The organism is Pseudomonas sp. NFACC16-2 (genome assembly GCF_900119205.1).
GTDB lineage: Bacteria > Pseudomonadota > Gammaproteobacteria > Pseudomonadales > Pseudomonadaceae > Aquipseudomonas > Aquipseudomonas fluorescens_Q.
Window position 1 is genome coordinate 106709 of the sequence record NZ_FPIX01000018.1, and the last position, 12566, is coordinate 119274.

12 protein-coding genes and 1 pseudogene are annotated in these 12566 nt (G+C 61.8%); 7 read left to right on the plus strand and 6 right to left on the minus strand.

Annotated elements, in window-relative coordinates:
* Window positions 1-121 precede the first annotated feature (121 nt).
* The 5 genes from BT116_RS16505 (at window position 122) to rlmF (ending at window position 6640) form a co-directional block, all read left to right on the plus strand.
* Entirely contained in the window at window positions 122-1612 is a 1491-nt protein-coding gene (locus BT116_RS16505) for a leucyl aminopeptidase (protein ID WP_072345613.1), read from the plus strand.
* 60 nt (window positions 1613-1672) lie between these two features.
* Entirely contained in the window at window positions 1673-2101 is a 429-nt protein-coding gene (locus tag BT116_RS16510) for a DNA polymerase III subunit chi (RefSeq protein WP_003205282.1), read from the plus strand.
* A gap of 8 nt (window positions 2102-2109) precedes the next feature.
* Window positions 2110-2487 (plus strand): DNA polymerase III subunit chi, encoded by a 378-nt coding sequence (locus tag BT116_RS16515; RefSeq protein ID WP_072345614.1) that lies wholly within the window; start codon window positions 2110-2112, stop codon window positions 2485-2487.
* 126 nt (window positions 2488-2613) lie between these two features.
* On the plus strand, window positions 2614-5460 hold the full coding sequence (locus tag BT116_RS16520; protein WP_072345615.1) for a valine--tRNA ligase: 2847 nt from the start codon (window positions 2614-2616) through the stop codon (window positions 5458-5460).
* Window positions 5461-5614: 154 nt separating this feature from the next.
* Window positions 5615-6640, plus strand: a complete 1026-nt coding sequence (rlmF, locus tag BT116_RS16525; RefSeq protein WP_072345616.1) for a 23S rRNA (adenine(1618)-N(6))-methyltransferase RlmF — start codon at window positions 5615-5617, stop codon at window positions 6638-6640.
* A gap of 230 nt (window positions 6641-6870) precedes the next feature.
* On the opposite strand, the gene BT116_RS16530 is transcribed toward rlmF, so the two are convergent.
* Window positions 6871-7152, minus strand: coding sequence for an HU family DNA-binding protein (locus BT116_RS16530; protein ID WP_003205289.1), 282 nt, complete (start codon window positions 7150-7152; stop codon window positions 6871-6873).
* 397 nt (window positions 7153-7549) lie between these two features.
* On the opposite strand from BT116_RS16530, the gene yejK reads away from it, so the two are divergent.
* On the plus strand, window positions 7550-8554 hold the full coding sequence (gene yejK, locus BT116_RS16535) for a nucleoid-associated protein YejK (protein WP_003205290.1): 1005 nt from the start codon (window positions 7550-7552) through the stop codon (window positions 8552-8554).
* Window positions 8554-8910, plus strand: a complete 357-nt coding sequence (locus BT116_RS16540; RefSeq protein WP_072345618.1) for a glutaredoxin family protein — start codon at window positions 8554-8556, stop codon at window positions 8908-8910. Before yejK ends, BT116_RS16540 begins: the two co-directional genes overlap by 1 nt.
* Window positions 8911-8965: 55 nt before the next feature.
* Here BT116_RS16540 and BT116_RS16545 read toward each other — a convergent pair whose 3' ends face one another.
* From BT116_RS16545 to BT116_RS16565, 5 genes and pseudogenes are all read right to left on the minus strand, one after another.
* On the minus strand, window positions 8966-9901 hold the full coding sequence (locus BT116_RS16545; RefSeq protein ID WP_072345620.1) for a glutathione S-transferase family protein: 936 nt from the start codon (window positions 9899-9901) through the stop codon (window positions 8966-8968).
* Window positions 9902-9980: 79 nt separating this feature from the next.
* Window positions 9981-10304, minus strand: coding sequence for a GIY-YIG nuclease family protein (locus tag BT116_RS16550; RefSeq protein ID WP_063324523.1), 324 nt, complete (start codon window positions 10302-10304; stop codon window positions 9981-9983).
* Between the two features lie 40 nt (window positions 10305-10344).
* Window positions 10345-10815: a nuclear transport factor 2 family protein gene (locus tag BT116_RS16555; RefSeq protein ID WP_063324522.1), complete on the minus strand. Its 471-nt coding sequence runs from the start codon at window positions 10813-10815 to the stop codon at window positions 10345-10347.
* Between the two features lie 87 nt (window positions 10816-10902).
* Window positions 10903-12231, minus strand: a complete 1329-nt coding sequence (locus tag BT116_RS16560; protein WP_371856183.1) for a CynX/NimT family MFS transporter — start codon at window positions 12229-12231, stop codon at window positions 10903-10905.
* Window positions 12232-12243: 12 nt separating this feature from the next.
* A pseudogene (locus BT116_RS16565) lies at window positions 12244-12471 on the minus strand (FadR/GntR family transcriptional regulator); the annotation flags it as partial.
* Window positions 12472-12566: the final 95 nt, after the last annotated feature.

The following is a 12566-nucleotide window of genomic DNA, read 5'->3' on the forward strand; positions in this document are numbered from 1 at the left end:
GGGTTCAAACTGCGGCCTTTGTCGCCGGCAAGCACCGGCGCTTCTTTATATAGAAGAAGCTCGCTCAGCGCGCCATTGTGTCGGCGCCTGGCCTCTTGACCATTCACTCAGGGATCCGGACATGGAACTGGTTGTAAAAAGCGTCAGCCCAGAAACGTTGAAAACCGCCACGCTGGTGGTTGCCGTCGGTGAAAACCGCAAGCTCGGCGTCGTCGCCACCCAGCTCGACAGCCTGAGCGGCGGTGCCATCAGCGCCGTGCTCAAGCGCGGCGACCTGGCAGGCAAGGTCGGCCAGAGCCTCTTGCTGCACAACCTGCCCAACCTCAAGGCTGATCGGGTGCTGCTGGTAGGCGTGGGTAAAGACGCCGAACTGGGCGACCGTCCGTTCCGTAAAATCATCGCCGGCGTGCTGGGCACCCTCAATAGCCTTGGCGGCGCTGATGCCGCCCTGGCGTTGGACGAGTTGGTGATCAAGGGCCGCGATAGTTACGGCAAGAACCGCTTGCTGGCCGAAACGCTGGTAGACGGCGAATACCGGTTCGACCAGTTCAAGAGCCAGAAAGCCGAACCCCGCAGCCTGAAAAAAATCACCGTGCTGACCATCAAAGCCGCCCAGGCTGAAGTCCAGCGCGCCGTGACCCACGCCACCGCGATTGCCAACGGCATGGCGTTTACCCGCGACCTGGGCAACCTGCCACCGAACATCTGCCACCCGACGTTCCTAGGCGAACAAGCCAAGGCACTGGGCAAGGAATTCAAGGGCCTGAAGGTCGAAGTCTTCGACGAGAAGAAGATCAAGGACCTGGGCATGGGCTCGTTCTACGCCGTTGGCCAGGGCAGCGCCCAACCACCGCGCCTGATCGTCATGCAATACAACGGCGGCAAGAAATCCGAGAAGCCGTACGCCCTGGTCGGCAAGGGCATCACCTTCGACACCGGCGGCATCAGCCTCAAGCCGGGCGCTGGCATGGATGAGATGAAGTACGACATGGGCGGCGCCGCGAGCGTGTTCGGCACCCTGCGCGCCGTGCTCGAACTGCAACTGCCGATCAACCTGGTGTGCATCCTGGCCTGCGCCGAGAACATGCCCAGCGGCACGGCCTCGCGTCCGGGCGACATCGTCACCACCATGAGCGGCCAGACCGTGGAAATCCTCAACACCGATGCCGAAGGCCGCCTGGTGCTGTGTGACGCCCTCACCTACTCCGAGCGCTTCAAGCCGCAAGCGGTGATCGACATCGCGACCCTGACCGGCGCCTGCGTCGTCGCCCTCGGTGCCCACACCTCGGGCCTGCTGGGCAACAACGATGAACTGATCAGCCAATTGCTCAGCGCCGGCCAGCAAGCCGACGATCGCGCCTGGCAGTTGCCGTTGTTCGACGAGTACCAGGAACAACTGGACAGCCCGTTCGCCGACATCGCCAACATCGGCGGCCCGAAAGCCGGGACCATCACCGCGGCGTGCTTCCTGTCGCGCTTCACCAAGAACCTGAACTGGGCGCATCTGGACATCGCCGGCACGGCCTGGACCAGCGGCGGCAAGGACAAAGGCGCCACCGGTCGCCCAGTGCCCCTGCTGACCCAGTACCTGCTGGACCGCGCCAAGGCCTGACACCAATGACCGTCGTCGGCGTCGCTCTCGGGTGGCGCCAACGGCGGCTCAGGAACCGCAATGACCAAAGTCGATTTCTATATCCTGCCCAGCGCCGACCCGTCGGCGCGGCTGGATTTCGCCTGCAAGCTCGTTGAAAAAGCCTGGCGCATGGGGCACCGCATCTACCTGCATTGCAGCGATGCCGCCCAGCGCGAGGACCTGGACGCACGCCTGTGGGCTTTCAAGGGCGAGAGCTTCGTGCCCCACGGCCCGGCCGAAAGCGAACCCGAGGGGTTGATCGTGCTGGGACTGGGGGACGACTGCGGCCAGCACCAGGACCTGCTGGTCAACCTCGACCTGAAAGTTCCGGCCTTTGCCCAGCGCTTCGCCCGTGTGGCGGAAGTGGTGGTCGAAGACCCGGCCATCCGACAAGCCGCGCGGGAGAGTTTCCGTTTCTACCGCGAACAGGGCTATCCTCTGCAAGACCACCGTTTACAGCGACTCTGAGCCCTACGATGGACACTCCAAAACCGCCACAAAAACCCGCGCACCTGCTGGATGACCTCGAGTCGATCCGCCAACTGCTCGGCGACGACAACCTGCAACCGCCGCTGCTGACCGACACGGTCGTGCACGAGCCGGTGCATGACGAACAGATCCCCCTGCTGTTCGACCCGATCAACGGCCAGCCGGAACCCAAGCCTGCTGCCAAGACCGAAGCCAAAGGGCCCGACGCCCTGTTGCACCTGGACCGCGAACTGCGTGCTGCTGCGCAGTTGATCATGCAAGACGTCATCGACGACTTCGCCCCGCACATCGAGACCGAGATCAAGCGTCGGCTGGAGGCAAGGATGGAACGGCTAGTCGCCGCAGCTACGAGCGGCAAGCTTTAAGCTGCAAGCAAAAGCAAAAGCAAAAGCCGGACCCCGCTTGCAGCTTGTGGCTTATGGCTTGTAGCTGCCCCCCCCGCTATACTTCCCGGCTTTTCCTGAATAAATGCCAATAGGGTCCCGCCGCGCATGGATAAGACCTACCAGCCGCACGCCATTGAAACTTCCTGGTACAACACCTGGGAGTCCGAGAATTATTTCGCTCCGCAAGGCGCGGGCGATTCCTACACCATCATGATCCCGCCGCCTAACGTCACTGGCAGCCTGCACATGGGCCACGGCTTCAACAACGCGATCATGGACGCGCTGATCCGTTTCCGCCGCATGCAAGGTCGCAACACCTTGTGGCAACCAGGGACCGACCACGCCGGTATCGCCACGCAGATGCTGGTGGAGCGTCGCCTCGAAGCCCAGGGCCAGAATCGCCATGACCTGGGTCGCGAAAAATTCCTGGAGAAAGTCTGGGAATGGAAAGACGAGTCCGGTGGCAACATCAGCCGCCAGATCCGTCGCCTCGGCTCGTCGGTAGACTGGAGCCGCGAGCGCTTCACCATGGACGATGGCCTCTCCGAAGCGGTGAAAGAAGCCTTTGTACGCCTGCACGAAGACGGGCTGATCTATCGCGGCAAGCGCCTGGTCAACTGGGACACCAAGCTGCACACGGCCATTTCCGACCTCGAAGTGGAAAACCACGACGAGAAAGGTTTCCTGTGGAACCTGAAGTACCCACTGGCCGACGGCGCCAAGACCGCCGAAGGCAAGGATTACCTGATCGTCGCCACCACGCGGCCGGAAACCATGTTGGGCGACTCTGCCGTGGCGGTGAACCCGAACGATGAACGCTACCAGGCGCTGATCGGCAAGTTCGTCGAGCTGCCCCTAGTTGGCCGTCGTATCCCGATCATCGGCGACGACTACTGCGACCCGGAATTCGGCACCGGCTTCGTGAAAATCACCCCGGCCCACGACTTCAACGACTACGAAGTCGGCAAGCGCCACAACCTGCCGCTGCTGAACATCTTCGACAAGAACGCCAACGTCCTACCGGCAGCCCAGGTGTTCAACCTGGACGGCACGCTGAACGAAAGCGTCGACGGCCAGATCCCGGCTGAATACGCCGGCCTGGACCGCTTCGAAGCACGCAAGCAGATCGTCGCGGCATTCGAGGCCGCTGGCCTGCTGGTCAGCGTCGACGATCACGCCCTGAAGGTCCCGAAAGGCGACCGCTCCGGCACCATCATCGAGCCGTGGCTGACCGACCAGTGGTACGTGTCCACCAAGCCGCTGGCCGAGCCGGCGATTGCCGCCGTGGAAGACGGCCGCATCCAGTTCGTGCCCAAGCAATACGAAAACATGTACTTCTCGTGGATGCGCGACATCCAGGATTGGTGCATCAGCCGTCAGCTGTGGTGGGGCCATCGCATCCCGGCCTGGTACGACGAATCGGGCAAGGTCTATGTCGGTCGCGATGAAGCCGAAGTCCGCGCCAAGCACAACCTCGGTCCGGACGTCGCCCTGGCGCAGGACAACGACGTCCTCGACACCTGGTTCAGCTCGGGCCTGTGGACCTTCTCGACCCTGGGCTGGCCGCAGCAGACCGAGTTCCTGAAGAAATTCCACTCCACCGACGTGCTGGTCACCGGTTTTGACATCATTTTCTTCTGGGTCGCCCGGATGATCATGCTGACCATGCACCTGGTGAAGAATGAGGACGGCACCCCGCAAGTGCCGTTCAAGACGGTCTACGTCCACGGCCTGGTGCGCGACGGTCAGGGCCAGAAGATGTCCAAGTCCAAGGGCAACGTCCTGGACCCGCTGGACATCATCGACGGCATCGACCTGGAAACCCTGGTGCAGAAACGCACCTCCGGCCTCATGCAGCCGAAACTGGCGAAGAAGATCGAGAAGGCCACCCGCGAAGAATTCGCCGAGGGCATCGCCAGCTACGGCACCGATGCCCTGCGTTTCACCTTCTGCTCGCTGGCGTCCACCGGTCGCGACATCAAGTTCGACATGGGTCGCGTCGAAGGCTATCGCAACTTCTGCAACAAGATCTGGAACGCCGCGCGCTACGTGCTGGATAAAGGCGAAGACTGCGGCCAGAACGGCGAAGCCTACGAACTGACCCTGGCCGATCGCTGGATCATTTCCCAGTTGCAACGCACCGAAGCCGAAGTGACCCGCCAACTGGACCAGTTCCGTTTCGACCTGGCCGCACAAGCCTTGTACGAGTTCATCTGGAACCAGTACTGCGACTGGTACCTAGAGCTGTCCAAGCCAGTGCTGTGGGACGAAAACGCCCCGGTCGAGCGCCAGCGCGGCACCCGTCGCACCCTGGTGCGCGTATTGGAAGTGGCCCTGCGCCTGGCGCATCCGTTCATGCCGTTCATCACCGAGGAAATCTGGCAGCGCATCGCACCGCTGGCCGGCGCCCAAGGCAAGACGATCATGCTGCAGCCTTGGCCTGTTGCCAACGAAAGCCGCATCGATCCGGCGGCCGAAGACGACATCGAATGGCTCAAGACCTTCATGCTCGGCCTGCGTAACATCCGCGCCGAAATGAACATCGGCCCGGGCAAGCCACTGGCCTTGTTCCTGAAGAATGCCAGCGCCGAAGACCTGCGCCGCCTCAACGAAAACGAAGCGCTGCTCAAGAAGCTGGCGAAGCTCGAATCGGTAACCGTCCTGGCCGCCGGCGAAGAAGCGCCACTGTCGGCCACCGCCCTGGTCGGCGAGATGGAAGTGCTGGTGCCAATGGCGGGCCTGATCGACAAGACCGCGGAACTGGCGCGCCTGGACAAGGAAATCCTGCGCCTCAAAGGCGAAGTGCAGCGGGTCGGCGGCAAGCTGTCCAACGCCGGCTTCGTCGACAAGGCGCCGGCCGAAGTCATCGAGAAAGAACGGGCCAAACTGGCCGAGGCGGAACAGGCCTTGGGCAAGCTGGCGGAGCAGCACGCGCGGATCTCCAGCCTGTAACGGCGATTCGTCGCTGAAGAAGGAGGCCCTGGAGGCCTCCTTCTTTTTGCCTGGTACCTTCTCACTCCCACATTTGAACTGTGCAGTCATCAAGACCGGGCCGGATGTGGGACAATGCCCGCCACTTTTTGAGCCATCCCGAATCGACCCGCCCATGACCGCCCCCCGCACACCCAAACCAGCCCGCCAGAAGCCCAAGGCCACCCCAGAGGCTAAAACCGTGGCGCCGCGTGAGAAGGCCAGCCTGCATCCGCGCAACCGCCACCAGGGCCGCTATGACTTCCCGGCGTTGATCAAGGGCACGCCGGAACTGGCGAAGTTCGTGATCATCAACCCCTACGGCAAGGAAAGCATCGACTTTGCCAGCCCCGAAGCCGTACGGGTGTTCAACCGGGCGCTGCTCAAAGCTTTCTATGGCATCGCCCACTGGGATATCCCGGCCGATTACCTGTGCCCGCCGGTGCCAGGTCGGGCGGACTATGTGCACTTCCTCGCCGATTTGCTCGCCAGCCACAACGCCGGTGAAATCCCCCGCGGGGCAGCAGTCAAGGTGCTGGACATTGGCACCGGCGCCAACTGCGTCTATCCGTTGATCGGCTACAGCGACTACCGCTGGCACTTCCTCGGTTCGGAGATCGACCCGACGGCCATCGCCTCGGCCAAGGCCATCGTCCAGTCCAATGGCTTGAACAAAGCCATCCAGTTGCGCCAGCAAGCCAACCGCAAGCAGATTCTCCTGGGCCTGCTGGAAAATACCGAACGGTTCGACCTGACGATGTGCAACCCGCCTTTCCATGCGTCCCTGGAGGAAGCCACCAAGGGCAGCCAGCGCAAGTGGCGGGCACTGGGCAAGGCCGATCCGAAGCGCAAGCTGCCGGTGCTGAATTTCGGCGGGCAGGCTGCGGAGTTGTGGTGCGAGGGTGGGGAAGCACGGTTCGTGACGCAACTGATCGGCGAAAGCGCGCAGTTGGCCGGGCAAGTGCTGTGGTTCAGCACCCTGGTGTCAAAAGCGTCGAACCTGCCGGCGATTCAAACCGCGCTGAAAAAGGCCGGGGTGCTGCACAGCCAGGTGGTGGAGATGTCCCAAGGCCAGAAGCAGAGTCGCTTCGTCGCCTGGACCTTCCAGACCGAGGCCCAGCAACAAGCCTGGCGCCAGGCGCGCTGGGTCCGTAAGGACTGAATCGCGATAGCGCCACCGCCAATCGCTCAGCCAGTACAGAAACCTGTGGCGAGGGGATTTATCCCCGCTGGGCTGCGCAGCGGCCCTAAAAGCAGTCAACTCGGGTGTCAGGCTTTAGGAGCGCTTCGCGCCCCAGCGGGGATAAATCCCCTCGCCACAGGTCACTTTTTCCGAGGCAACAAAAAACCGTGCCCGGATCGCTCCGCAGCACGGTTTTTTTTGCAACGATCTTACTTGTTGACCGCGTCGGTCAGGCCTTTGGCCACAACCAGCTTGATCACTTTCTTGGCAGCGATTTCGATGGCAGCGCCAGTCGAAGGGTTGCGGCCGGTACGGGCAGGACGCTCGGTGACTTTCAGCTTGCCAACACCTGGCAGAGTGATTTCGCCGCCATTTTCCAGCTGATCGGCAACGACTTGGCCCAGTTGGTCCAGCAGCGAACGCACGGTAGCTTTTGGTGCGTCTACAGATTCAGCCAAATCAGCGATCAGTTGGTCTTTAGTAAGAGCCATGTAGTGTTCCTTCCCTATCAAATTCATATGGATTGCAGAGTGCAGTGTCAGCCATCGAGCCCGATCTCTCTTGATCAGGCACCCTCGGCAATCACCACGACGGATCGGGGTAATAGATGCCGAAAACCGGGATTGGTTCGACCTGACAGATGCTGAATGCACGCTTAACGCAGTGACTTCGCGTAAGACCGGGCAAAACTAGCACAACGCCTCTGAAATATCCGCCTCTAGCTACCCATTTGGTCAGCTTTCTTGCGCTAAAACGTTAAAAAAATGCATATAGGATGTCGGACGGGTCTGAAAGGGCCTTTGCCGGGTTCCAAAACCAGTGATTGCGGTACACTGGGGCCCTTTTTCGGGGAGCGCGCCCTCCTCTCTTTCAACAGCCGAGAAATCCATGCCGATCCGTCATTGCATCGTCCACCTGATCGACAAAAAACCCGACGGCACCCCTGCTGTGCTCCATGCCCGCGACTCCGAACTGGCAGAGTCCACGGCCATCGAGAACATGCTCGCCGACCTCAACGAGAGCTATAACGCCAAGCAAGGCAAGGCCTGGGGTTTTTTCCATGCCGAGTCCGGGGCGCATCCGTTCAGCGGCTGGCTGAAGGAGTACCTGGACGGCGGCAAGGACTTCACCGCCTTCAGTCGCGTGGCGGTGGAACACCTGCAAAAACTGATGGAAGAGTCCAACCTGTCGGTGGGCGGCCACGTGCTGTTCGCGCATTACCAACAAGGCATGACCGACTACCTGGCCATCGCCCTGCTGCACCACAGCGAAGGTGTGGCGGTGACCGATGAGCTGGACGTGACCCCGTCCCGCCACCTGGACCTGGGCCAGTTGCACCTGGCGGCACGGATCAATGTGTCGGAATGGCAGAACAACAAGCAATCGAAGCAATACATCTCGTTCATCAAGGGCAAGAACGGCAAGAAGGTCTCGGAATATTTCCGTGATTTCATCGGCTGCCAGGAAGGTGTCGACGGCCCCGGTGAGACCCGCACCCTGCTCAAGGCCTTCAGTGACTTCGTCGAAAGTGAAGACCTGCCGGAAGAGGATGCCCGGGAAAAGACCAAGACCCTGGTCGACTACGCCAGCAGCCAGGCCAAGCTCGGCGAGCCGATGGGCCTGGAAGAACTGTCCGAGCTGATCGATGAAGATCGACCGAAAGCCTTCTACGACCACATCCGCAACAAGGACTACGGGTTGTCGCCGGAAATCCCGGCGGATAAACGCACCCTCAACCAGTTCCGCCGCTTCACTGGCCGCGCCGAGGGCTTGTCCATCAGCTTCGAAGCGCACTTGCTGGGTTCCAAGATCGAGTACGACGAAGAGGCTGGCACGCTGATCATCAAGGGCCTGCCCACGTCGCTGACCGACCAGCTCAAGCGTCGCAATTGATGTTTGGTGGAGTGCTGAAGAAATTCCTGTTGATTCTGCTGGTGGTGGTGGCCTACCAGAACTGGGGCAAGATCGAGCGGGTGTTCAACCCATCACAGATGGTTTCCGAGCAGATTCGCGGCAACGCCCGCGTCGTGCTGTATGCCACCGACTGGTGCGGCTACTGCAAGGCCACCCGGCGGTTCCTGGATGAGAAAGGCGTGCCGTTTCGCGAGTTCGATATCGAGAAAGATGCCGACGCGCGCAAGGCCTACGAGGCACTGGGCGGCCGGGGGATTCCGATCCTGGATGTGAATGGCACGTTGATGCGTGGGTATGAGCCGGAGCATATTCTCAAGGCGTTATCTACCATCTAGTCATCGCCGCAAATCCCCTGTGGGAGCAAGCTCGCTCCCACAAGTCATTCGTTGCTCAGCGAGCCTCGATCCGAAACCCGAACCGCGGAAAGTGCACATGCACCACCCCACCACGCTCATCTTCGCGACGCAGGATCAATTCTTCGCTGCCAGCAAACAGTAACTCCCCAACCACCGGATCAACGCCATAGTCCGTCGCGGCTATGCTGACCTGCTGCCCTACCGTGAACCCGTTCGGCTCGTCGAATGCCTCATCCGGCAGCGCTGCTGGCGTAGCGTTGCGGGCAACGTCCAAGGCTTCTTCGGCACTCATCTGGCTCGAGGCACCATGGCCGAAACCCAACACCCTCGCCAACCAGGCCGAGACAGCCGGATAGGCATCCACCAGCGACGAGGTGACCGGAGTGCCCTTGAGGAACCACAATGGATGAGCCATGGCGAAGTCGGCAATCGATGGATCACCCAACAGGAAATCGCCCTCCTCGCGCTGCAACTGTTGCTCGAGACGCGCCATGATCGTCGGCCATTGGTGCTTGGCCTGCTCGGCGGCCAAGCGTGTAGTCGTGCCGCCACTGAACAGCCCGGCGCGGTCGCTGATGAACGCCTTGATCGCTTCGGGCGATAGCTTGGCGAACCGCACCGCCACCGATTCCGGCTGGAACACCAGGCTCACCGTATGCTGGAACACCACCGAATCGGCCCACGCAGCAAAGGATGCGGCAAGCATTTCCCGGCCTTCGGGGAACAGCGCCGGCGAGGCTTTTTCCTGCTCCAGGCGGCGGGCCATCAGCGACGTATCGCAATAGATATCCGCGCCGACCTGCAACACCGGCGTCTTGCGGTAACCACCCGTCAGCGCCGTCAGCTCAGGCTTGGGCATCATCGGCGGGATGCTCACCGAACGCCAGGACAGCCCCTTGAAGCCCAGCAACAGCCGGGCTTTTTCCGCGAAAGGAGACGTAGGGTAATGATGAAGGATCAGCTCTGACATGAGATTAGCCACTGCAGGAATGAAGTCCTACAGCTTAGCGCGCCTGATCGGGACAGCCTACCGGCCTGATAAAGGCCTATCAGCCCGGCTGATCGAGCGACAGCGCACTGGCCACCAGGCATTCCTTGGCGCTTTTCTTGAGTTTTTTGATCAGCCGCTCCTGGCGCAGGGCCTCGCCCTTGTCGCGACAGGCCTCGGTGTACACCAAAGCCACTGCCGGGCTGGAAAGGAAGAAACGTGCACCCTTGCCGCTTTGATGCTTGGCGAAACGCCGCACCGGGTCATCGCTGATGCCGCAGTACAGCGAACCGTTGGCCGCCCGCACCAGGTAGACGAACCAGGGTTTGTCCGGTTCGGCGGGGCCTTGTGCTGGCAGATCGGGAGAGGGGGTGGCGATCGTCACTAGATGTTCAACAGGTCGGCAAAGACAAACCGCGATCTTATCAGCGACTGGCCTGGAACGCCCGCAGCCCCTTGAGCGCCTGGGCCCTGACGGCGTTACGTACCAGTGGTGTCCAGCCCAGCAACAGGCCCTTGGCACCCAATGCCTGGCGAGACCAGCGCCACAGATCGAAGCTGTCGTGGTGCTCGCAGATCTTGCCGTCGCGAAAAACGAAGCGTGCCTGAATGTCATTGATCACCACGTTGCCGGTCTGGCTGAACAAGTACGTCGCCACCCAATGGGCACCACCGGTACGCTCATCACTGCGCACGTTATCGAAGGTCAGGGAAAAGTCCTTGGCCCGGGTCGTCAGCATGCGCCACATGTCGCCGGCATCGCGCCCGCGCAGCTCGCCGAACGCCGGGTCGCTGAACAGCACGTCGTCGGTGTAGCAAGCGCTCATGGCTTCGGCGTCCAGGCGTTGGAAGGCCTGGTAAAAACGGCTGATCAAGGCGTTGTGGGCATCACTCATGGACAGGCTCCGAAAAACGTTTCAGTAGGCCAGCACGATAATCTGCCGCCGCTGGGAAGACTATCGTCATTCGCCATGAAAATGATATCAACGAAGATCAGTGACCCTTTCGCTGCTGACCCCGACGTACAACGCCCGGCCTGCGCCGATGCCGGCGATGATCGCCCCCAGGCCAACCAGGCCGAAGATCCAGCCCAGGGCATTCCAGCCGCCGGTCAAGTCGTGGACCACACCCACCGCGAACGGCCCCAGCGAGGCCAGCGTATAGCCGAAACCCTGGGCCATGCCGGAAAGGTTGGCGGCCACGTGGGCGTCCCGCGAACGCAGCACGATCAGTGTGAGCGCCAGGCTGAATGATCCGCCCTGCCCCAAGCCCAGCAGGATCGCCCAGCCCCACAAGCCATCGAGCGGAGCGTAGAGGCTACCGAACAATCCGCCCAGGACCATGAGCATGACGATCACGATGGCCAGGCGCTGGTCCTTGCCACGTGTTGCCAACCAGGGCGCCGCGAGGGAACTGATCAACTGCACGATGACCGAACCGGATAGCACGAGCCCGGCCTGGGTCGGCGTCAGGCCACGTCCAATCAGGATCGACGGCAGCCAGCCAAAGACGATGTAGGCCAGGGACGATTGCAGCCCCATGTACAGCGTCACTTGCCAGGCCAGGGGATCACGCAGCAAGCCGCGGACTCGATAAGCCACTTGGTGGGCACCGTGTTTCTCGCCCACTTGCGGTAACCAGAACACCGAGGCCAGCAGCGCCGGGACCACCCAGAAACCCAGGCCCAAGGCCCAGCCGTGGCCAAGCTGCTCGCTCAGCGGCACGGTCGCCCCGGCCGCCATCGCCGCGCCCAGGCACAAAGCCATGGTGTAGACGCCGGTCATGGTGCCGGCCTGCTTGGCGAAGTCGCGCTTGACGATGCCCGGCAGCAGCACGCCGATCACACCGATACTCGCGCCGGCCAGGATGCTGCCGACAAACAGCCCGACCTGGCCGAAGGCGCTGCGCAAGACAATCCCGCCCGCCAGCGTCAACAAGATCCCCAACACCACGCGCTCGGCACCGAAGCGCCGCGCCAGCACCGGCGCCAGCGGCGCGAACAGGCCCAGGCAAAGCACCGGCAATGTGGTCAGCAAACCGGCCTGGGCAGCCGACAGGTCGAGGCTTCTTGACACTTCGCTGAGCAACGGCGCCATGCTCGACAATGCCGGACGCAAGTTCAGCGCCACCAGGATCAACCCGAGCAGCAACAGCCAGGGCCGGCGCACCAACGGAGGGCGCTGCTGGGCCTGCTCATCGTCGGCCTCGGCGTCGATCAACAGTTCTTCAAGTTCGGCGGCGCGTTTGGGCGTCGTCGAGGTGGCAGAGTCAAGCAGATTGCGGGACATGGAAAACTCGGGTTCGGGGTTCAGGGTTTCAAGCGCTCAGGGTTCATTGATCAACTGGCGACACAGGGACTTGGCCCGTTGCGGGTCCTGTTGCTCGACGGCGTCCAGGATTTCGACGTGCAGGTCGAAGACATGTTGATGACGCGGGGAGATGTTGAGGCTCTGGCGCAACTGTGCGCCGATGACGCTGGAGAAGTAGCGATAGAGTTCACTGAGTGCAGGGTTGTGCGCGGCATCTACCAAGAGGCGGTGGAACACCAGGTCGCGGGGGTGTACTGAATTTTGTGTAAACGGGGTTGCTGTTAATCCTGCAAAAGCCTGTCTTCGAACTGGATGCTGAACCTGTTTAGAGCCCCCGC

Coding starts and splice junctions, on each gene's coding strand:
- BT116_RS16505 (WP_072345613.1), top strand. CDS start 122: ATGGAACTGGTTGTAAAAAGCGTCAGCCCAGAAACGTTGAAAACCGCC.
- BT116_RS16515 (WP_072345614.1), top strand. CDS start 2,110: ATGGACACTCCAAAACCGCCACAAAAACCCGCGCACCTGCTGGATGAC.
- BT116_RS16540 (WP_072345618.1), top strand. CDS start 8,554: ATGTTTGGTGGAGTGCTGAAGAAATTCCTGTTGATTCTGCTGGTGGTG.
- BT116_RS16510 (WP_003205282.1), top strand. CDS start 1,673: ATGACCAAAGTCGATTTCTATATCCTGCCCAGCGCCGACCCGTCGGCG.
- BT116_RS16545 (WP_072345620.1), bottom strand. CDS start 9,901: ATGTCAGAGCTGATCCTTCATCATTACCCTACGTCTCCTTTCGCGGAA.
- BT116_RS16530 (WP_003205289.1), bottom strand. CDS start 7,152: ATGGCTCTTACTAAAGACCAACTGATCGCTGATTTGGCTGAATCTGTA.
- BT116_RS16555 (WP_063324522.1), bottom strand. CDS start 10,815: ATGAGTGATGCCCACAACGCCTTGATCAGCCGTTTTTACCAGGCCTTC.
- yejK (WP_003205290.1), top strand. CDS start 7,550: ATGCCGATCCGTCATTGCATCGTCCACCTGATCGACAAAAAACCCGAC.
- rlmF (WP_072345616.1), top strand. CDS start 5,615: ATGACCGCCCCCCGCACACCCAAACCAGCCCGCCAGAAGCCCAAGGCC.
- BT116_RS16520 (WP_072345615.1), top strand. CDS start 2,614: ATGGATAAGACCTACCAGCCGCACGCCATTGAAACTTCCTGGTACAAC.